This is a genomic window from Paenibacillus sp. FJAT-27812 (assembly GCF_001273905.1).
Taxonomy (GTDB): domain Bacteria; phylum Bacillota; class Bacilli; order Paenibacillales; family Paenibacillaceae; genus Pristimantibacillus.
Map to the genome: position 1 here is coordinate 1884709 of NZ_LIGH01000001.1, position 19743 is coordinate 1904451.

18 protein-coding genes and 1 other RNA gene are annotated in these 19743 nt (G+C 48.8%); 1 reads left to right on the forward strand and 18 read right to left on the reverse strand.

What is annotated here, in order from left to right; all coding sequences use genetic code 11:
- Positions 1 to 617: 617 nt before the first annotated feature.
- The 14 genes from ADU23_RS08030 to rpoE all read right to left on the reverse strand — a co-directional run bounded on the left by ADU23_RS08030 (position 618) and on the right by rpoE (position 12969).
- Positions 618 to 881, reverse strand: a complete 264-nt coding sequence (locus ADU23_RS08030; RefSeq protein WP_053373261.1) for a pro-sigmaK processing inhibitor BofA family protein — start codon at positions 879 to 881, stop codon at positions 618 to 620.
- Positions 878 to 1126 (reverse strand): DUF2508 family protein, encoded by a 249-nt coding sequence (locus ADU23_RS08035; RefSeq protein WP_231637338.1) that lies wholly within the window; start codon positions 1124 to 1126, stop codon positions 878 to 880. Before ADU23_RS08035 ends, ADU23_RS08030 begins: the two co-directional genes overlap by 4 nt.
- 157 nt (positions 1127 to 1283) lie before the next feature.
- Positions 1284 to 1883, reverse strand: a complete 600-nt coding sequence (gene recR, locus ADU23_RS08040) for a recombination mediator RecR (protein WP_053373262.1) — start codon at positions 1881 to 1883, stop codon at positions 1284 to 1286.
- 42 nt (positions 1884 to 1925) lie between these two features.
- Positions 1926 to 2237 (reverse strand): YbaB/EbfC family nucleoid-associated protein, encoded by a 312-nt coding sequence (locus ADU23_RS08045; RefSeq protein ID WP_053373263.1) that lies wholly within the window; start codon positions 2235 to 2237, stop codon positions 1926 to 1928.
- Positions 2238 to 2261: 24 nt separating this feature from the next.
- Positions 2262 to 4040, reverse strand: coding sequence for a DNA polymerase III subunit gamma/tau (gene dnaX, locus ADU23_RS08050; RefSeq protein WP_053377530.1), 1779 nt, complete (start codon positions 4038 to 4040; stop codon positions 2262 to 2264).
- Between the two features lie 235 nt (positions 4041 to 4275).
- Positions 4276 to 4543, reverse strand: an RNA gene (ffs, locus tag ADU23_RS31775) — signal recognition particle sRNA large type.
- Positions 4544 to 4614: 71 nt separating this feature from the next.
- Positions 4615 to 5037 carry a hypothetical protein gene (locus ADU23_RS08055; RefSeq protein WP_053373264.1) on the reverse strand — a complete coding sequence of 141 codons (423 nt, stop codon included), beginning with the start codon at positions 5035 to 5037 and terminating at the stop codon, positions 4615 to 4617.
- An 83-nt stretch (positions 5038 to 5120) separates the two neighbouring features.
- Complete coding sequence (gene rpmE / locus ADU23_RS08060) at positions 5121 to 5318, reverse strand: 50S ribosomal protein L31 (RefSeq protein WP_053373265.1); 198 nt, start codon at positions 5316 to 5318, stop codon at positions 5121 to 5123.
- A gap of 145 nt (positions 5319 to 5463) precedes the next feature.
- The gene (locus ADU23_RS08065) at positions 5464 to 6717 is read right to left on the reverse strand and encodes a radical SAM protein (RefSeq protein ID WP_053373266.1); all 1254 of its coding nucleotides are present in this window, start codon (positions 6715 to 6717) and stop codon (positions 5464 to 5466) included.
- Between the two features lie 21 nt (positions 6718 to 6738).
- On the reverse strand, positions 6739 to 8073 hold the full coding sequence (gene rho, locus ADU23_RS08070; RefSeq protein ID WP_053373267.1) for a transcription termination factor Rho: 1335 nt from the start codon (positions 8071 to 8073) through the stop codon (positions 6739 to 6741).
- A 124-nt stretch (positions 8074 to 8197) separates the two neighbouring features.
- Complete coding sequence (locus ADU23_RS08075; RefSeq protein WP_053373268.1) at positions 8198 to 9460, reverse strand: UDP-N-acetylglucosamine 1-carboxyvinyltransferase; 1263 nt, start codon at positions 9458 to 9460, stop codon at positions 8198 to 8200.
- 286 nt (positions 9461 to 9746) lie between these two features.
- Positions 9747 to 10145 (reverse strand): response regulator, encoded by a 399-nt coding sequence (locus ADU23_RS08080; RefSeq protein WP_076271590.1) that lies wholly within the window; start codon positions 10143 to 10145, stop codon positions 9747 to 9749.
- Positions 10146 to 10303: 158 nt separating this feature from the next.
- The gene (locus ADU23_RS08085; RefSeq protein ID WP_053373269.1) at positions 10304 to 11905 is read right to left on the reverse strand and encodes a CTP synthase; all 1602 of its coding nucleotides are present in this window, start codon (positions 11903 to 11905) and stop codon (positions 10304 to 10306) included.
- A gap of 488 nt (positions 11906 to 12393) precedes the next feature.
- Positions 12394 to 12969: a DNA-directed RNA polymerase subunit delta gene (gene rpoE, locus ADU23_RS08090; RefSeq protein WP_053373270.1), complete on the reverse strand. Its 576-nt coding sequence runs from the start codon at positions 12967 to 12969 to the stop codon at positions 12394 to 12396.
- Between the two features lie 461 nt (positions 12970 to 13430).
- Here rpoE and ADU23_RS08095 point away from each other — a divergent pair, with 461 nt between their 5' ends.
- A complete protein-coding gene (locus tag ADU23_RS08095; protein WP_053373271.1) occupies positions 13431 to 14570 on the forward strand; it encodes a S8 family peptidase in 1140 nt (379 codons plus the stop codon).
- A gap of 25 nt (positions 14571 to 14595) precedes the next feature.
- Here ADU23_RS08095 and argS read toward each other — a convergent pair whose 3' ends face one another.
- From argS to ADU23_RS08115, 4 genes are all read right to left on the reverse strand, one after another.
- On the reverse strand, positions 14596 to 16275 hold the full coding sequence (gene argS, locus ADU23_RS08100; RefSeq protein ID WP_053373272.1) for an arginine--tRNA ligase: 1680 nt from the start codon (positions 16273 to 16275) through the stop codon (positions 14596 to 14598).
- The gene (locus ADU23_RS08105; RefSeq protein ID WP_053373273.1) at positions 16272 to 16745 is read right to left on the reverse strand and encodes a DUF1934 domain-containing protein; all 474 of its coding nucleotides are present in this window, start codon (positions 16743 to 16745) and stop codon (positions 16272 to 16274) included. The genes argS and ADU23_RS08105 overlap by 4 nt, the downstream gene beginning before the upstream one ends.
- 77 nt (positions 16746 to 16822) lie before the next feature.
- The gene (locus tag ADU23_RS08110; protein ID WP_053373274.1) at positions 16823 to 17332 is read right to left on the reverse strand and encodes a DNA-deoxyinosine glycosylase; all 510 of its coding nucleotides are present in this window, start codon (positions 17330 to 17332) and stop codon (positions 16823 to 16825) included.
- A 158-nt stretch (positions 17333 to 17490) separates the two neighbouring features.
- Complete coding sequence (locus tag ADU23_RS08115; RefSeq protein WP_053377532.1) at positions 17491 to 19704, reverse strand: bifunctional 2',3'-cyclic-nucleotide 2'-phosphodiesterase/3'-nucleotidase; 2214 nt, start codon at positions 19702 to 19704, stop codon at positions 17491 to 17493.
- Positions 19705 to 19743 lie beyond the last annotated feature (39 nt).

Below are 19743 nucleotides of genomic sequence, written 5' to 3' on the forward strand. Positions count from 1 at the left end.
TGTCTCAGTCCCAGTGTGGCCGATCACCCTCTCAGGTCGGCTACGCATCGTCGCCTTGGTGAGCCGTTACCTCACCAACTAGCTAATGCGCCGCGKGTCCATCTGTAAGTGATAGATTGCTCCATCTTTCCCGATTCGGTCATGCGACCGTATCGCGTATCCGGTATTAGCATTCGTTTCCGAATGTTATCCCAGTCTTACAGGCAGGTTACCCACGTGTTACTCACCCGTCCGCCGCTAATCTTATCCCGAAGGACAAGATCCGCTCGACTTGCATGTATTAGGCACGCCGCCAGCGTTCGTCCTGAGCCAGGATCAAACTCTCCAAATTGGTGTTTGAAATGCTCATCACTTTTTTATCGCTTTTTCTTACGATTCGTTAGAATCATAAGGGCAGTTATTACTCGTTGTTCAGTTTTCAAAGAACAATCTTTTCTTTCGTGTCGGCCATGTGTCTCATTGGCGACTTTTATAATATATCACAGATGCCCAAGTTAATGCAAGTAATTTTTTTATTTCTTTTTTTGAAGCTTGTTTACTTACTCTTGGCGCGAGAACTAATGTAGCATATAATCGCTTCTCGCGTCAACCTTTTGGCCAAACCTTTTTGTTTCCCCCTACACAACCACCCATTGCAGGCCGACAATTAGCGCTATCCCCGGTACGCCCAAAGTAAGCACCGTGCCGATCGTAATGGGATTCAGCGGTATGTACATGCCTGGAACAACTCCTGAATAATTTAACACGTATAATAACGCAGCTGCCAAAACAAGGTGAAGCGCGAATCCACGAAGCATTCCCCACGAAAGCTTATTTCTTAATAAGACAACTGCCAATAAAAGGCTTGATACTATAAATACGGATAACCAAATGACTTTCATTTCAACACTCCTCCCCATGCCGGCCAGTTATTGCTTGAACGCTTTGCCAAACGAAGCAGCATATCATATCTCTTCTCCGCTGTAATCATGCAGTAAATGGCGTAATCGATTTGATCTTTGCCGTGTGCATGATTGAAATAACGATTCGCATTTTCCCACTCTCGGTGCGCTGCAGCTATCTCGAGCCGAATTTCATCCATTTGGATAACTTCTTTCTCCAAGACCGCCTGATGCTTGTTCTTCAAACATATCCCTCCCGCATGTCCTATCTAAATACAGTTCTTTACTATATGTATAGGCTTGGACACCAGAATAGAACGAGGATTTGAGAGATTCTGCAGCTATAGAAAAAGCGGCAAGTCGAGAATGATCTCGACCTGCCGCTTCTTATTTTGCCAAACGCTAGTTTATTTCCCGTCGACCTTCTAATGCTTTGGAGAGTGTAACCTCATCCGCATATTCAAGATCGCCGCCAACAGGCAGTCCATGCGCGATACGTGTTACACGGATGCCAAAAGGTTTAATAAGACGCGATAAGTACATCGCAGTCGCTTCGCCTTCAATATTCGGGTTAGTCGCCAGGATAAGCTCCTGCACGCGTTCATCACTTAGCCGCCGCAATAGCTCCGCAATTCGAATTTCATCTGGTCCGATTCCCTCCATCGGAGAGATCGCACCTTGCAGAACATGGTATTGCCCTTGAAAATCCTTCATCCGCTCAATGGCCACAAGATCCTTCGATTCTTGTACGACACAAATAACGGAATTATCGCGAGACTTATCTTGGCATATTCTGCACGGATCGGTATCCGTAATGTTGCAGCAAACCGAGCAATAGAACAAATTGCGCTTAACGCTTACTAGCGCCTTCGCAAAATCAATGACGTCGTCTTCTTTCATTCGAAGCACATGGAACGCCAGACGGGCGGCCGTTTTGGGTCCAATACCCGGTAATCGCGTAAAAGCATCAATTAATTTCGCTATCGGTTCGGGGTAATACAAAACTAGGTACAGCTCCTTTCAAACGAAAGCGCGCGGTTCTTCTTAGAACAATCCCGGAATTTTCATTCCGCCAGTGAATTTGCCCATATCCTTGTTCGCAAGCTCATCTACTTTAGAAAGCGCATCGTTAACTGCAGTAAGCACAAGGTCTTGCAGCATTTCTACATCTTCCGGATCTACAGCCTCAGGTTTGATCGTAATGCTAAGCAGTTTCTTATGGCCGTTAGCCGATACCGTAACGACGCCGCCGCCAGCAGTTCCCTCAACTGTCTTTGTTTCAAGCTCTTCTTGCGCTTTCATCATTTGATCCTGCATCTTCTTCACTTGCTTCATCATTTGGTTCATGTTGTTCATTAGAAATCACCTCATCATTAGAATTTAATCCTTATCCTTCACAACTACTAAGTCTTCACCAAAAAGCTTAACGGCTTCTTCCACCCATTCGGGTCTGCTTGAAGCTTGCGATGCGTGAGAAGCCTCAGGTTCCAGTTCCAGCGTCTCGGTCTTCTGGGCGCTAGCGCCTTGTGCCGCAGCCTGCCAATCCTTCATCATGACCGTAACGATCCGGAACGACCCGCCAAGGACATCATGCATAACTTTCTCTATAATATCACGATTGGCTGGTTTTTCGGTCGTTTCTCGGTGCATCGTATTTTTGAATGCGACGAGAATGGCATCATCAGCGGAAGCGACGGGCTCGCCGTCCTTCAACCAGGCGTGGACGGTTATCTTGGCTTCCTTGACACCCTGCAGGACATCATTCCACTTCATGCGGAATTGGTTGAATTCAGGGCTGCCGGCTGTGGCTAAATAAGGATCAAGCTTGACGGACGAACGGGCTATGCCGCCTGAGCCGCCAAACGAGCTGCGAACCGCATTGGTGCGCGCCGCTTGCTTGCTTGCCGCATTGTCAGCGGCAGATGAATTGCCCCCAGCAGCTATGCCATTCTGGAGCGCTTGCTCAAGCTTGCGCTCAAGCGCTTCAACCTGCTGGCGCAGCCGGCCCACTTCGGCTGGCTGAGCGCCGGTCGAAGCTGAGCCCGCAGCCGCTCCTCCGCTTGAAGATTGTTCTTCACCTAGCGTACAGAGCTTCATAAGCGCTACCTCGAACAGCGTTTGCGGCTGTGACGCATGCTTCAGCTCCACCTGATAGCGGTTCAGCGTATCAATCATCGCGAACAGCCGCCCGGGAGTAAAAGCATCCGCCATCGCTTTGAAGCGTTCCGGATCAACGATGCGCTCCGTTGCTGCGCCGCCCTGTGGAGCAAGCTTCATAACCAGCAAGTCGCGGAAATAATAGATTAGGTTCTCCATACATTTGTCCGCGCTCTTGCCGGCTTGCATCAAGCTCTCAACAAGCGGCATAACCGACGCTACATTTCGATCTCTGACCGCCTCGGCAAGCTGATAGAAATGATCGGCGGCCATGCCGCCAGTCACATCCACCGCTGCCTCAAGCGTGATCCGCTCGCCTGCAAAAGCGGATACCTGCTCCAGCAAGCTAATCGCATCCCGCATTCCGCCTTCGGACAGCCTTGCGATATAAGCAAGCGCATCCGAATCAGCTTGTATGCCTTCCTCGCGGCATATCTTTAACAAGTGTTCCGTCTGCTCTTCAAGCGATACCTGCCTGAAATCAAACCGCTGACAGCGCGAGATGATCGTTGCCGGCAGCTTATGCGGTTCAGTCGTCGCCAAGATAAAAATAACATGCCCCGGCGGCTCCTCCAACGTCTTGAGCAAGGCATTAAACGCCTCGGCCGTAAGCATATGTACTTCATCTATAATATAAACTTTGAACCGCACCTCTGAAGGCGCATATCTCACTTTATCTCGAATGTCACGAATTTCATCAATACCGCGATTGGATGCAGCATCTATCTCTATTACATCCATAATATGCCCCGCTGTAATCCCTATGCAAGCGTCGCATTCATTACAGGGTTCTTCAGCTGGGCCACGTTCGCAGTTAACCGCTTTCGCCAAAATTTTCGCGGCGCTGGTCTTTCCGGTACCTCTCGGTCCATTAAAAAGATAAGCATGCGATACGCGTTGTTCACGAATTGAATTTTGCAGCGTTTGGATAATATGCTGTTGACCGACCATGTCCTGAAACGTCTGCGGACGCCAGGCACGATATAATGCGATATGTGACACGCAGACCTTTCCTTTCATGTTGCCTTTTCATTACAAAATATAAGGGCTATGCCTCTATTATACAACAACTGTGTAGCAATCAAAACTCTCTTTTGCCTGTCATATCCCTATTCCATATACAATTAAAAGAATCACAAACAAAAACACCTGCAATCGCGTATTCCGACAAAAACATCGAACAGCGTCTACAGGTGCTACTTTTGTATTTAGCATTGATTTTAGGAAAAATTTAGTACCGTGCACCTATTCCTGATAAATGCGACCCAGGCGACATCCTTGCACTACAGCTCGAGTCAGGCACTCCCCCGGCACATGAACTAATTTGCTTATGGCTGCTTCCTTCCGGACCTGACCCGTTCACAAACGTCCATTGCGGAGGACCCAACCGTCAACACTGCTCGCAAGTGCCAAGACCCCATATCGGCATAACCTCAAATAGGAATTCAACCTCGCTACAGCGGATTGCGAGTTACAGGGCACCGCTACCTCCCCATCTAGCACGGCAAAAATAAGTATAGCCGATTCCGAGGCAAAGCGCAACTCGTCCACAAGATTGGAAATAGATTGCTGCTATTTATCGTTTTGCTTCCACATGAACGTTATAACGAGGCATATTATGCTGTACAACCGACTGCGCCTTTGCGCGCAGCTGTTCAACTTGAGCATCAGACAACGCGTTGTTGACGTTCAAATTCACATGCAGATCCGTACCGTTAAAATAAATATTCGTGCGCTCAATGCCAGAAATCGGCTGCAGCACCTGTTCGATAAAATTGCCGTCCGCATTATAATTTAGGTATTCATAACGATTGGGCAAGTTCGGATTGCTGTTGGAGTATCCCATATAACCGTCGTGGCCGTAGGTTCTCAGCCTGTTCTCCTGCTTGCTGTTGCCACAGCCTGCGAGCGTTATGGCCAGCAATGCAACACATGCCGCCGAAATTGTGAATCGGCTTAATCTAAGCCGTTTACTCGAATCGAATGGTTTCTTATCCAATCAAAAAACCTCCCTTCTATCCAATAGGATGGCTGAGGGAGGCTCTTGTATTCTGCCAAATAAAGGCGGAACGATTTGTAGGATTAAATACCGTATTTCTTCTTGAAACGATCGACGCGGCCGCCAGCATCCAGGAACTTTTGCTTACCCGTGTAGAATGGGTGGCATTGGGAACAAACCTCTACGCGAAGGCTCGGTTTAATCGAACCAGTCTCGAAGGAATTTCCACAAGCGCAAGTTGCTGTAATGATGTGGTATGTCGGATGAATAGCTTGTTTCATCTCGTTCACCTCTTTCTGCCCTGAATCGCATGCGGACCCAGAGTTAAATCACACATCTCGGATTATAGCATGAACTGTTTTGCAGTTGCAATGAATAATCGCTCATATGTCAATATTAGATGTAATTACCGTTCATTGGGCTCCCTTATTTAAACAGCGCCGCCGGCGGTACATGGGTATAAGAACCAATAACGACGTCAGGCAGCTCTTCGCGGAAAATCTCCAGCATTTGCTTCATGCCGTAAATTTCACCCTGCGCCTTCGGAATAATAGCCAAATAGCTTTCCGGGTCGATATTCAGGTTGCGCATTTGAATCAGCTTGAGGCCCGTGCGCTTCACGAATCCGATCATCGCTTCTATTTCTTCCTCGCGGTCCGTAACCCCTGGGAAAATCAAATAGTTGATCGATGTATAAACGCCATTATCGGATGCGTATTTAAGCGACTTCTCGACATTTTTGAGCGTATAGCCGCGAGGCTTGTAATACGCATTGTAATGTTCATCAAGCGCGCTGATCGTGCTTACACGCATCAGGTTAAGCCCTGCGTCAACGATTGCACGCATGAAATCCGTCAATCCCGCATTGGTGTTGATGTTGATATAGCCAAGCGAGGTTTGGCTGCGTACGCGCTTCATGGCTTCTACAATGATTTTCGCTTGCGTGGAGGGCTCGCCTTCGCAGCCTTGGCCGAAGCTAATGATCGATTCCGGCTCGCGCAAATGCTCCAGCATGATTTCGACAACTTCGTCGACCGTTGGTTTAAAATTCATCCGAGTCTGAGGCGCTACAAAGCCGCTGTCATCCGGTTGCTCAGAAATACAGCCAAAACAGCCTGCATTGCAAGAATAGGATACAGGCACAGCGCCTTCCCAGCGACCTAGAAATGTGTTGGAAGAGGTTAAGCACTCATAGCCTAAAGCACAATTGGACAGATGCTTGTATAGACGATTTTCCGGGTATTTGGCAAGGATGCGCTCTACCTGAATGCCTAGCTCGCCGCGGTCGCAATTAAGCGGGTCCCATCTCTCTGGATCATCACTTTGCTCCGCCGTAACATAGAAGTTGCCGTCTTTCCATACGACTGCCGTATAGCCAAACAGCGGAAGCTTCTCGTTCTTATCAGCTTTCACGTAGCCAGGCAGGCAAAGACGGGTAAAGCCCTGCGGCAGCAAAGCGCCTACCGCTTGCGCTCCGCCAGGCAGCACCTGCATTTCGCCTGTGTCCGGGTTAAGCCCAATAGGCCGAGTGAAGGGCAAGCTAACAAGCGTCGCTCCATTAGGAAGAGGAATCAATTCATCTTCCATAATTTCCACGATCATATCGCCGCTTCTTCCCAAGGCCACAAAATCTGGATGGTCAAAAACATTTCCTTGTTCATCCGCATATACGAGATTCATGTTGTACTCCCTCCTGCGGTCTTACGATCCGTGCGTCGTTCTAGGCGTAGGACGCCTGCTGGTCGTTGTGGTGCTGCTCTTGATACCGGACCGCTCCGGTTTCGCTTCTACAGTTGTATCTAGAGACATGAGGAACTGTTCGTTGTTCTCGCTGTCCTTAAGCTTCTTCAAGAAATTATCGACATAATCCGGCGTATCTGTCATCCCTCTGCGGATGGCCCATACTTTATCAAGCTCTTCCTTCGTCAAAAGCATCTCTTCGCGTCTAGTGCCTGATCTGCGCATATCTAGAGCAGGGAATATACGACGCTCGGAAAGCTTGCGGTCCAGATGGAGTTCCATATTGCCAGTACCTTTAAATTCTTCATAAATGATATCATCCATACGCGAGCCCGTTTCAATCAGCGCAGTTGCAAGTATTGTCAAGCTTCCGCCCTCTTCAACGTTGCGTGCCGAACCAAAAAACCGTTTCGGACGATGGAACGCTGCCGGATCAATACCGCCGCTAAGTGTACGCCCGGATGGTGGAATAACCAAGTTATACGCCCTAGCAAGACGAGTGATGCTATCCATTAGAATCACGACATCCTTCTTATGCTCGACAAGACGTAGAGCCCGTTCAAGAACAAGCTCAGCTACTTTAATATGGTTTTCAGGCAGCTCATCGAACGTAGAGGCAATAACCTCTCCTTTGACGGAGCGCTGCATATCTGTAACTTCCTCGGGACGCTCATCGATGAGCAAGACGAATAATTTGATATCGGGACGGTTTTCTGAAATACTGTGGGCGATTTCTTTGAGCAGCAATGTTTTCCCCGTCTTAGGAGGAGCAACGATGAGTCCGCGTTGTCCGAGTCCTACAGGTGCGAGCAAATCCATCATTCGAGTGGATAGCTTCGACTGCGTCGTCTCGAGCACGAGCTTCTTTTCTGGATAAAGAGGAGTAAGCGCAGGAAAGTGCAGTCGTTCGGATGCTGTCTCAGGGTTCTCGCCGTTGACGGCATTTACCTGCAGCAAGCCAAAGTAGCGTTCATTCTCTTTTGGCGGACGGCATTTCCCGGATACAAGATCGCCGCTTCTCAGATCAAACCTGCGAATTTGTGAAGCTGAGATATAAATATCTTCCTTGCTCGGCAAATAGTTAATAGGTCGTAAAAATCCGAAGCCCTCTGATAAAATATCGAGTACGCCCTCCATAAACATGAGGCCGCTCTTCTCTGCCTGCGCGCGTAGGATAGCAAAAATCAATTCTTTCTTCTTAAGCGTACCGTAGTACGGAACCTGAAATTGCTTCGCTAATTTGTATAGATCAGTCAATTTCATCTCTTCTAGATCGGCGATCTGAAGGTCTGTCATGTTCTCACCACTTTATTCAATTTTCATTATGATTTTTGTGTATCTAGTAAAATCATATGCCTGATTATCCATCATTGCCGAATTAGACGCCGTCTATTCCACAGCGTCCGTATCGGCCTGTTCCTTATGATGTGGCTTCCGTCTCACGCCATACATCTGCGCCCAAACGGCATAGATTCTCTACTAAATTATCATAACCTCGGTCAATATATTCGACGCCCGATATTTCGGTAACGCCTTCGTCAACAGTTAGCGCAGCAACAACAAGCGCAGCCCCTGCACGCAGATCGGCAGCCTTCACTTTAGCCGCATTCAGCTTACCGCCCTCGATCACAGCCGAGCGGCCTTCCACGCGGATGTCAGCTCCCATACGAGATAGCTCAGGAACATGCTTGAACCGGGTGCCATAAACATAATCGGTCAAAATGCTGACTCCGCTCGCTTGCGTTAGCAAGGTCGTCATCGGCGATTGAAGATCTGTAGGGAAACCAGGATATACGAGTGCTTTTACATCGATTGAAGAGTATTTTGGCGCTCCAATAATTCGGATGGATTCATCCATTTCAATGACTTGAACGCCCATTTCTTCGAGCTTGGCCGTCATTGCTTCCAAGTGCTTTGGAATAACATTATCAATAAGGACATCGCCGCGCGTCGCAGCAGCTGCAATCATATACGTACCGGCTTGGATTCGATCGGGAATGATGGAATGGCGGCAACCGTGAAGTTGATCGACTCCTTCAATTCGAATCGTCTCAGTTCCGGCACCTTTGATTTTTGCGCCCATGGCATTTAGGAGAGTAGCTACATCTATAATTTCAGGCTCTTTTGCCGCGTTTTCAATAATCGTTAATCCTTTGGCCCGGGAGGCCGCAAGCATAATGTTAATCGTTGCTCCTACGCTTGACACATCGAGATAAATTTTAGCGCCGCGCAGCTCTTTGGCAGAAATTCGGATAGACCCGTGATCATTGGTTACGGTAGCTCCGAGTGCCTCAAAACCTTTAATATGTTGATCGATTGGCCTCGGCTCAAAATTACAGCCGCCGGGCATTCCTATTGTTGCTTCTCCAAACCTACCTAACATGGCACCCATCAAGTAATAGGATGCGCGCAATAACTTCACTTTCCCGTTCGGCATTGGCTTCGAGACTAGCTCGGTAGGATCAATGCGCATCATGTCGCCGTCACGTTTAACGACAGCGCCAAGCTCCTGCAAAATCTCACTGTATACCGCTACATCGCTTATGATAGGCAAATTATCTAAAACAACTTCTGATTCTGCTAAAATAGCAGCAGGGACAAGCGCAACTGCGCTGTTCTTGGCTCCGCTGATCTGAACGGTGCCGCGAAGCGGCCGTCCACCGCGTATCATCAATTTCTCCATCTAGTTATAGTTCCTCCCGTAGACTTGGAAGAGAATAAAGGAAAAAACGCCAAATCAAGCGAGTGTAAAGCTCACTTGCCATTTTTAGGCGGTTCATACCTTTGCTCCTATTATTACGCTTGGTTTTGCTTCCGAACAAACGGACCATTCAAGCTCGTTCCAACTTGTCATTCTGAGCCATTATAACATAACGCGCCTTGAAATAGTAAAGCTCGTTTTGCCTCTTCCAGAAAATGCAAAAACGACACCGTCTACCAGCAAGCGACGATGCCGTTTGTAAGCTGAATCAAGAACCTATTGCAAACCGACTTGTGGAGTTGCCGCCACGCAGCTGCATATTTACCGCAATTCGCATCTCATCGATGTCAAATGGCTTCGTAAAATGCATTAATGCTCCGAGATCAGTCGCTTCTTTAATCATATCTAACTCACCATATGCGGTCATCATGATGACTTTAATGTTACGGTCGATAGCTTTCACATGCTTTAAAATTTCTAAACCATCCATACCTGGAATTTTCATATCCAGCAACACAAGATCGGGAGCATCGTTCTTAACGATTTCTAAAGCCAGCTTGCCATTAGACGCTTGGAACGTATTGTACCCCTCGCTGCTAAATACTTCCATAAGCAAAACGCGAATACCGTTCTGATCATCAACGATCAACACTTTCTTCTTATCCAACTCCAAATCCCCCCGCGACTAGAGCTTGCCCAAAGAAATGGCCAACTCTTCCATAATCGTTAATATATTCGCTAAAGTGGGTATATAATCCTTCTCATATTGAGAAAAACTTATCGGATGCTGTTACAGAATATGTCAGTGTAAGAAATAACGATATTTTATTCCGAATAATTAAGCGCTGCTTGCACAAATCCACGGAATAACGGCTGCGGACGGTTCGGTCTGGACGTGAATTCCGGGTGGAATTGAACAGCCAAGAACCAAGGATGGTCAGCCATTTCCACCATTTCCACAAGGCGTCCATCCGGTGATGTTCCGGAAATAGTCAAGCCTGCCGTTTCAATGGCTTCACGGTACTCATTGTTGAACTCATACCGGTGACGGTGACGCTCATAAACGAGCTCGTCGTTATATTCTTGTGCAGCAAGCGTCTCAGGCTTAAGCTTGCAAGGGTATAGACCAAGGCGCATCGTGCCGCCCATATCTTCAATGTCTTTTTGATCCGGCAGCAAATCAATAACCGGATAAGGAGTAGACGGGTTAATCTCCGAGCTGTTCGCGTTCGCTAGTCCAACTACGTTGCGAGCATATTCAATTACAGCAACCTGCATACCTAAGCAGATACCGAAGAAAGGAATTTTCTTCTCGCGCGCATATTTGATAGCCGTAATCTTGCCTTCAATACCACGATCGCCGAAGCCTCCTGGCACTAGAATGCCGTGAACGCCGTTTAATTGCTCATCCACGTTCTCTTCCGTAAGCTCATCTGCATGCAGCCAGCGAATTTTAACTTCTGAATCCGAGGCAATACCCGCGTGCTCAAGCGATTCTACAATACTGAGGTAAGCATCATGCAGCGCAACGTATTTACCGACAATTGCGATTTCCGTTTTCTTATGAAGCGATTTGACGCGCTTAACAAGAGCTTCCCATTCGCGCATGTCCGGTTGTTCGGTTTTGAGCTTCAGATGGTTGACAACGATCTCGTCAAGGCCTTCCTCACGAAGCATCAAAGGCACCTCGTATAATGTCGAAGCATCGCGGCATTCCACGACCGCATTCGCATCGATATCGCAGAACAAGCCGATTTTGCGTTTCAGATCCTCAGCAAGAGGATGCTCCGTACGGCATACGATCACGTTCGGCTGAATGCCGATGCTGCGCAATTCCTTAACGCTATGCTGCGTCGGCTTCGTTTTCACTTCACCTGCTGCTTTGATATAAGGAATAAGCGTAACGTGAATGTACATAACGTTGTCGCGGCCGATATCGCTCTTGATTTGACGGATCGCTTCAAGGAAAGGCAAGCTCTCGATATCGCCGACTGTACCGCCAATCTCCGTAATCACGACATCGGAGCCCGCTTCTTTGCCCGCGCGGAAAACGCGGTCTTTGATTTCGTTCGTAATATGCGGGATAACCTGAACCGTTCCACCCAAATAGTCGCCACGACGTTCTTTGGTAATCACGTTGGAATAGATTTTGCCGGAAGTCACGTTATTGTTCTTCGATAGGTTAATATCGATGAACCGCTCATAGTGACCAAGATCCAAATCCGTTTCTGCGCCATCATCGGTGACGAATACTTCTCCGTGCTGGTATGGACTCATCGTTCCCGGATCCACGTTAATGTAAGGATCAAACTTTTGAATCGTTACTTTGAGGCCCCTGTTCTTCAGCAATCGACCGAGCGAGGCTGCTGTTATCCCTTTACCCAAGGACGACACTACGCCGCCGGTTACAAATATATATTTGGTCACTGTGATGATACCCTCCAAGCTCCTATGGTTAATGTTTAGGTTTGCCCATTTACTCGATAAACATGGATGCAGATACACTCTGCCTATCCATCCAGTTTGTGGAAATGTTTCCTACAGACCCATCCCCCACAAACAAAAAAAGTGACACCCGTAGCAACGGGGCACTTTTCCTTTTTTGGCATATATAAAAATATAAGAAAGCATAAGTTTGAAACATTATACTTTACTTATATTTCAGCGCGGAACGCGCTTTTGCCTCCAAAGGAGGACAACAGCCGTTTACGCTTGTATGCGTTATTTGTTAACCGAATCTTAAGCCCATGAGATAGTTTACTCTGCGCTCATAGGACCTGTCAAGCGAAACTGACAGGATGCGCCATACTCCAACGCAATCGGCTTTCCCCGTCTATTAGAAGCATTGCTGGCGTCATAGTAAAATGCAAGGCTGCATAAGCTTACCGCTTATACAGCCTCACATAATTTGTTACCTATTTGTCGTCGCTATCGTCCTCTTCAAACTCTTCATCATCATCCGAGTCATCATCATCCGCATCCAATTCGCCGTCGACTTCTTCCTCGTCGAGCTCCTCGTCATCGATGCCAACTTCCTCATCAACTTCCGCTTCCTCTTCAGCCTCTTCGAAATCCTCGCGGTCTTCGTCGAATACGTCGTAGTCCTCTTCAGCCTCTGCGTAAGTATCCTCTTCCTCGTCCGCAAATACATCATCATCTTCGAGATCATCGTCATCATTGATGATACGCGTACGCTTCGCATTGCCTACAGGATCTTCGGAGCGCTCAACCGGATACCAGCGCTTTAGTCCCCACATGTTGCTGCCAACGCAAGCAAAACGGCCATCGATGTTGATCTCCGTATACACTTGTGCGATGAACTGGTTGATTCCGTCTGCGGAAAGACCGCGTATTTTAGCGATCTCCATCATTAGATCGCGATAGTAGTAAGGGGTATTAGCCGCTTTCAGCACTTCAAAGGCCAAATCGACCATAGGCATTTCCTTCATACGTTCAGGATCCAGCTTTAACGTAAAATTGCTGCTGCTCATATGGACACATCCTCTCTTGCCAATCAAATTATGTACTCGTTCATTCCATCTAAATGCAAGAACCGTGTACGATTTCCTCTTATACACCGCTCACATTTCATTACGAAACGAGCGGCCGCTGCCAGAGGTTGGCACCCGTCGTTTACGCTAGTCAAAGTATAGTAAAACCTATTTCCTCCAAAAAAGCAAGCGGCCCGCGCTGCCGCCCGTATAGCTTGGACTTAAATGCAAAAAGCGAAAGGATAATCCTTCCGCTTTGACTGTATCCATCCGGCCATGACACGAGGTAACGTACCTTGGACGTAAGAGCCCCTGAGAACTCTTTGTTCATCCTATGTCCCTTAACGATTTTTGACACGGTTTCAAGCCTAATTATGTGAAAAAAGGCAAGTGGCTCATGCGTTATCGAGCGCTCGTTCATACAATAGTGCAGCATGGTCCGTCGGGAGGGGAAGCCAAGTTTGGACACCGCCGCTTTTATCCGTTTGCTGCAGGATACGATGGCTTGCACGGACGCAACGACCGTAAAGCGAATCATTCGCTTTCAGCGTGCGAGCGACTACCGATACTTCGTACAGCAAATGTCTCAGGTCGCTTCGTCAGCATCGCCTAGAAAGAACATAAGACAATTGCCCATCATTCGCGGAATATCTTGTCGATTGCCCGCCGAAGAAACATTAGAGCGGTTCTCGGGACGCGTATGGATTGAAAAAGACTGCAAAATTAGCGTTCATGCCTCATCTTCGCAAAAGTCTATTATTGTAGACAAAGGTATCCCTTGGGGCGTTAATCAAATAAAAGCTCCTCAGGCTTGGAGCACGACGACCGGCCATAGGGTTAAAGTAGGCGTCATTGATACAGGAGCTGACTTCAGCCATCCTGATCTTCGCCAATCACTCTCCAGAGGTATCAATCTATTGAATCGCAGCATGCTCCCGCATGACGATAATGGTCATGGAACACATATTGCGGGAACGATTGCCGCAGCAAACCAGCTTCAGGGCATGATCGGTGTTGCGCCGCGTGCGCTAATCTCGCCGGTCAAGGCTTTTGATCACAACGGAAGCGCCTTCGTTTCCGACATTATTCTTGGTATCGAGTGGTGCATTCGCAATCGGATTAACGTTATCAACATGAGCTTCGGCATGAAGACAAGGAGCAAAGCGCTGCTCGGTGCCGTCACGAACGCTCATAACGCAGGCGTTATTATTGTGGCCTCTTCCGGCAACGATGGGAAGCGGCGTTCTGTCGATTATCCCGCCCGCTATCCTCAAACGATAGCAGTCGGCGCTACAACCAAACTGCGCCGCATCGCACCGTTCAGCAATCGCGGTTCGCATATTGACGTATATGCCCCTGGCGACAAAATTGTGTCTGCATGGCTTCGCGGCAAATACAACGAGATGAGCGGCACTTCCATGGCCACCTCGCATGTAAGCGGAGCGATCGCGCTTTTGCTTGCCCATAAGCCTGGGTTATCTCCTACGGAGATCAAGTCTATTATCAAGCGCTCTGTACAGCCCTTAAGAGGCAGCAAAGCCCGCCGAACAATCGGCGAGCTTGATGTGATGAGTATGATGCAGGCCGTGGATAAATCATGAATCCACGGCTTGTTTTTATAAGAAATTACATACGCTCCGGAGCGGAGACGCCAACTAGGCGCAGCACATTCGCAATTGCAATGCGAACCGCTCCAAGCAAGGCCAAACGGGCTTGCGACTGCTCGGCATCCTCCGTGATCACGCGCTCCGCTCTATAGTAGCTGTGGAACAGCGATGCCAGCTCATACACGTAACGAATCAGACGATGCGGCGCATATTGCGCAGCCGCTTCGGCTATTTCCTGCGGAAGCTCGCCGACTTTGCGAAGCAGGTCGAATTCGCCCTCTGCCACCAGCTTGCTGAAATCGATAGCATCCGTAGCTTTTAGCGAAATGCCTTGCTCCTCTGCTTGCCTAAAGATGCTGCATATCCGCGCATGCGCATATTGCACATAGAATACGGGATTTTCATTAGAAGTGGAGATCGCTAGGTCCATGTCGAAATCAAGATGGGAATCCATGCTCCGCATAGAGAAGAAGTAACGAATCGCATCTATGCCCACTTCATCCATAAGATCCTGCATCGTAACCGCTTTGCCCGTACGTTTCGACATTTTCATTTTCTCGCCGTTTTGGAACAAGCTGACCATTTGGGCGATTAACACTGTCAATTTCTTAGGGTCATTGCCGAGTGCTTCCATAGCTGCCTTCACTCGCGGGATATAGCCATGGTGATCAGCGCCCCAGATGTTAATCATTTGGTCGAAGCCGCGGCTGTATTTGTCGCGGTGATATGCGATATCAGGCGTCAAATACGTATAGGAACCGTCATTTTTCACGAGCACGCGGTTTTTGTCATCTCCGAAGGTCATCGTCGAAAGCCACGTTGCGCCTTCTTCTTCGTATACATGGCCTGTCGCTTTCAGCGCTTCAAGCCCCTGTTCAACTTGCCCGCTCTCATATAGGGCAGTTTCGCTGTACCATACGTCAAAGCCTACGCGGAATCTACCGAGATCGCGTTTAATTTTGTCGAGCTCCCGCTCCAGGCCGAACTGGCGGAAAAACGTAAACCGCTCTTGATCCGGAAGCTCCAGCAGCTTGTCTCCCTCTTGCTCAACCAGCAGCTTCGCGAAGCCGATAATATCTTCGCCGTAATAGCCGTCCTCCGGCATTTCTGCTGCTTGTCCAAGCGCCTGACGGTAACGGGCTTCGATGGAGACAGCTAAGTTCTCTACTTGCTTGCCTGCATCATTAATATAATATTCACGCGTAACGTCATAGCCTGCATAATCAAGCACATTACAAAGCGCATCGCCTACTGCCGCTCCGCGTGCATGCCCTAGATGCAGGCTGCCCGTAGGATTCGCGCTAACGAATTCTACTTGAACACGCTTGCCTTTGCCGTCTAAAGTCCGTCCATAGTTTTCTCCCTCTTCAAGCGCTGCGCTCACAACCGGATATAGATAGCTGTTGTCCATGCGGAAGTTAATGAAGCCCGGACCCGCAATTTCTGCCGATTGGATGGACGCTTGCTTCGTATCCAAATGCGCAATGATTGCTTCCGCAATTTGGCGAGGATTTTTCTTTGCCAGCTTCGTTAGCTGCATAGCGGCATTTGTCGCCAAATCACCATGCGATTTATCCTTCGGAACCTCAAGCACAAATGCCGGAAGCTCCTCCCGCGCAGCAAGGCCCGCTGCCACAGCAGCATCAGCAATCGCTGCCTTAACCTGTTCATACATTTTCTCTAGTACATTTGAATTCATTGATTTCGTTCCTCCTGTATATGGAGCCGGATATGGAAACGGCCCGACATTTGTTCACCTACGTGCATCTCGTATTCCCACTCTAGCGTAAAAGGCAGCGTCGTCGGCAGTGTTTCTGCTATTTCGGTCGTGCCGTCGCCATTCGGTATGTGCAGCGACAGCTGCATCGTATCCGTCTCAAGCGAGAAAGACGTCATCGCCGAGTGGTAACGGCCAGTCCGCCTTAGCCCGAGCACAAATAGCTGCTCCGACTCGATGACGCCCCGCCGAGTGATGGACAGCTCGTCTTGCCGATATTTCACCAGCGTACGCACCTCGCCTGCTGCCGGTTCGCCTTCGACTGCCGGTTCGCTGTAGCGGATAAATATGGACCGCTCCTTGCGAAACCATTCGCCCTCATAAGCGTGGATGTGCGAGCTTCCGTCCTGCACGCTCTCCAAAGTAATTCGCACTTTCCTGCTTTCAGCCATCATCTTACTCCTGTTCAGTCTAATCTTATGTAACTACTATATACAGGAAGCCTCGTAATTTCAACGCTAGAGCGCGGTTAAGTTGTTGCATAAGGCACAATTGCCTGCCATGCCTCCACCCGGTCCTCAAGCGTTCTCATCTTCGGAGTAGGGATCGGGCTTGATGACGGCAGCTTAAGCAGCGTTATGTCTTTGAAGCTTTCATGCCCGCGATAAAACTTATGAAAGGTATCGTATGCCTTGCTTCCGTTAAAGGCAAAGCAGCGGAGCCCCGGATATTTCGCCACAAGCTCGGGCAGCTTTTGCGGCACTTCCCCGCGAATATTCACATCAAGGCTGCCCTCCCGCTCACAGGACTCTATCACATCCCATAAAGCGAGGCGATGCTCCTTCAGAAATGCAAGTCGGTTATCATATACCGGATCGGCATCGGAATCATTAAACAGCCGATAAATAATGCGCCACATGAAATTTTGCGGATGTCCATAAAACTGCTTATGCTCTAACGACTTCACGCTGGGCGCTGTTCCTAGAATAAGCACGCGAGCTCGCTCATCGATCACAGGCGGAAATGAGTAAATACGCATATAATCTTCCTCCTCTTAATCTTTATCACGATAAACACTGCGACTTATTATGAGTTAATTCTAGCCTGGATCATACGGGCAAAACCGCCGCTCACAGTGAAAAAAGACGCCTTCCGCTAAGGTTACGCGGAAAACGCCTTTTTATCAACGCAGGATAATTACTTGGCAGGTATTTTAATCTTTTGGCCCGGATAGATTTTGCCCGGGTTTTTCAATTGATTGTAGCTGGCTAGCTTCTGCCACGTCGTTCCGTGCTTGATGGCTATCGCATAGAGCGTATCGCCTGATTTGACCATATATACGGCCTCCTGAGGCGTCTGAGGCGTCTGAGGCACGGTCACGACCGGCTTCTCAGGCTCCGAAGGCGTAACAACCGGCTCTGTCGGTTTCACTGGTTCTACCGGCTTAACAACTGCCTTCGCACTTAGATCAAGCTTGAACTCTGCATAGCCGTCCTCTGCATCTGCCGCGAAGGAGATCAGCTTATTCGCATCATCCGCGCTTTTTGCTTCCGGGGATGTTTTGAAAGTAACATTCACCGTATCATTGATAGGTGCGAGCGACCAGTTGCCATCCGCAGAAGGATTGATCGTTTTGTTGGTACGAATGTAATCGATGACGACCTGGCGGTTCTCGTCAGGCGCGGCAAGAATAATACGCTTGCCGTCGGGATTAGCGAATTTGCTGGAGGAAGCACGATAGTTGTTGGTTGCCACAACAAACTTTTGATCCTCTTTGATCGGCTTGCCGTCAAATTGAAGATTGACGATCCGCTTTGCGCCTTCGTTCTTAAGCACGCCGTTCGCTTCATACTTCGGCGGCTGCGCAACGTCGATCTGGTAAGTTACGCCGTCGATCACATCGAAGTTGTACGTTGGAAAATCATTATTGATAAGCTCTTGCTTCTCTTTGCTCGCAGCATCGATCTGCAGGAACTGGCCTGCCGACCACTCGAGCCATTCTCTTAGCTCCGCTCCTGTTACGAGCACGGCATTTACCGTATTGGAGTACAAATACAAGTCGGCAACGTTCTTAATCGCAATGTCGCCTGCCTTAATGTTCGTATAATAGTTGGCTCCCTGACGGCCGCCTGCTTTGAACGGCGCACCCGCCGATAGGACAGGAATGCCCTCGTATTCCGTTCCTTGCAGCTGCTTCTCGACATACCACTTCTGCGCATTCGTCACGATTTGAATGGAAGGGTCGTCTTGGATAAGGGCGAACCAGCTGTTAATGGATGCCGTCGTCATGCCGACAGGTCCCCGCACGTACGCCAGCGTTTCCTCATGATCCTTTTTCACCGCGTCAACGATCGCTTGGTCTGCCTCTACAAGCGGCTTCTTATTCACCGTATCGAAGATTGGCTTAACGGCGGTTTTCGAATCAGCAACCGTCCATTTGCCGTCCTTCTTCTCAAGCGTAAGATCAATAACGCCCAGATTATTGCCCCAGAAGCCCGGCTCGACAGCAGCGACGCCGTTGATCGTACCTTTGGCGAGGTCAACGCCAGCTTTCCCTTCGAAGGATTTATCAGGGAATACCTTATGCGCATGTCCGAACAAGATTGCATTAATCCCTGCTACCTTGCTTAAATAGAGCACCGAGTTTTCCATCAGCGGCGTTTGCGGGATGTCCTCGAAGCCCGAGTGCGGAATCGCGACAATGATATCCGCTCCCTTCGCCTTCATCTCCGGCACATATTTCTCAGCCGTCTTCACGATATCTTTGACGACTACCTTCCCTTCCAAATTCGCTTTATCCCATTGCGTAATTTGGGGAGGCACGAAGCCGATCACGCCGACCTTAATCGTATGCTTCGCACCGGAGCTATCGGTTACTTCTTTATCAAGAATTAAGTAAGGCTTGAACAGATTGACGTCGTTTGACTCGTCCTTGTCTCCGTCAGCCTTATAAATATTTGCATTCACATAAGGGAAGTCGGCTCCGGCAAGCGCATTTTCTAAAAACTCCAAACCATAATTGAATTCATGATTGCCTAGATTGCCCGCATCATAACCAAGCAGATTCATAGCTTTATAGACGGGATGCGTCTCGCCCTGCTGCAGCTTATCGACCGTGGCAACGTAATCGCCGAGAGGATTTCCTTGAATCAAGTCGCCATTATCGAACAATAGGCTGTTCGGAGCTTCCTCACGCGCTTTCTTAATGAGCGATGCCGTCTTCGCCAGACCGTATTCATCCGTAGGCTTGTCCGCAAAATAATCGTAGTTCATTACATTCACATGCAGGTCAGACGTTTCCATGATGCGCAGCGAGACGGTAGAGCCCCCGCTTGATTCCGCCGCCATTACCGTAAGAGGCATCGCTACGAGACTGGCGGAAATGGCCGCCGCCAAACTAGCCCTCCACATCGATTTGTACGTTTTCGCCAACAATAACTCCTCCTTATT

Bases quoted from the DNA above. Each gene is read 5' to 3' on its own strand.
- ADU23_RS08030 (WP_053373261.1), bottom strand. From the start codon at position 881: ATGAAAGTCATTTGGTTATCCGTATTTATAGTATCAAGCCTTTTATTG.
- ADU23_RS08045 (WP_053373263.1), bottom strand. From the start codon at position 2,237: ATGAACAACATGAACCAAATGATGAAGCAAGTGAAGAAGATGCAGGAT.
- rpmE (WP_053373265.1), bottom strand. From the start codon at position 5,318: ATGAAACAAGCTATTCATCCGACATACCACATCATTACAGCAACTTGC.
- ADU23_RS08065 (WP_053373266.1), bottom strand. From the start codon at position 6,717: ATGAATCTCGTATATGCGGATGAACAAGGAAATGTTTTTGACCATCCA.
- rho (WP_053373267.1), bottom strand. From the start codon at position 8,073: ATGACAGACCTTCAGATCGCCGATCTAGAAGAGATGAAATTGACTGAT.
- ADU23_RS08075 (WP_053373268.1), bottom strand. From the start codon at position 9,460: ATGGAGAAATTGATGATACGCGGTGGACGGCCGCTTCGCGGCACCGTT.
- rpoE (WP_053373270.1), bottom strand. From the start codon at position 12,969: ATGAGCAGCAGCAATTTTACGTTAAAGCTGGATCCTGAACGTATGAAG.
- argS (WP_053373272.1), bottom strand. From the start codon at position 16,275: ATGAATTCAAATGTACTAGAGAAAATGTATGAACAGGTTAAGGCAGCG.
- ADU23_RS08105 (WP_053373273.1), bottom strand. From the start codon at position 16,745: ATGGCTGAAAGCAGGAAAGTGCGAATTACTTTGGAGAGCGTGCAGGAC.
- ADU23_RS08110 (WP_053373274.1), bottom strand. From the start codon at position 17,332: ATGCGTATTTACTCATTTCCGCCTGTGATCGATGAGCGAGCTCGCGTG.
- ADU23_RS08115 (WP_053377532.1), bottom strand. From the start codon at position 19,704: ATGTGGAGGGCTAGTTTGGCGGCGGCCATTTCCGCCAGTCTCGTAGCG.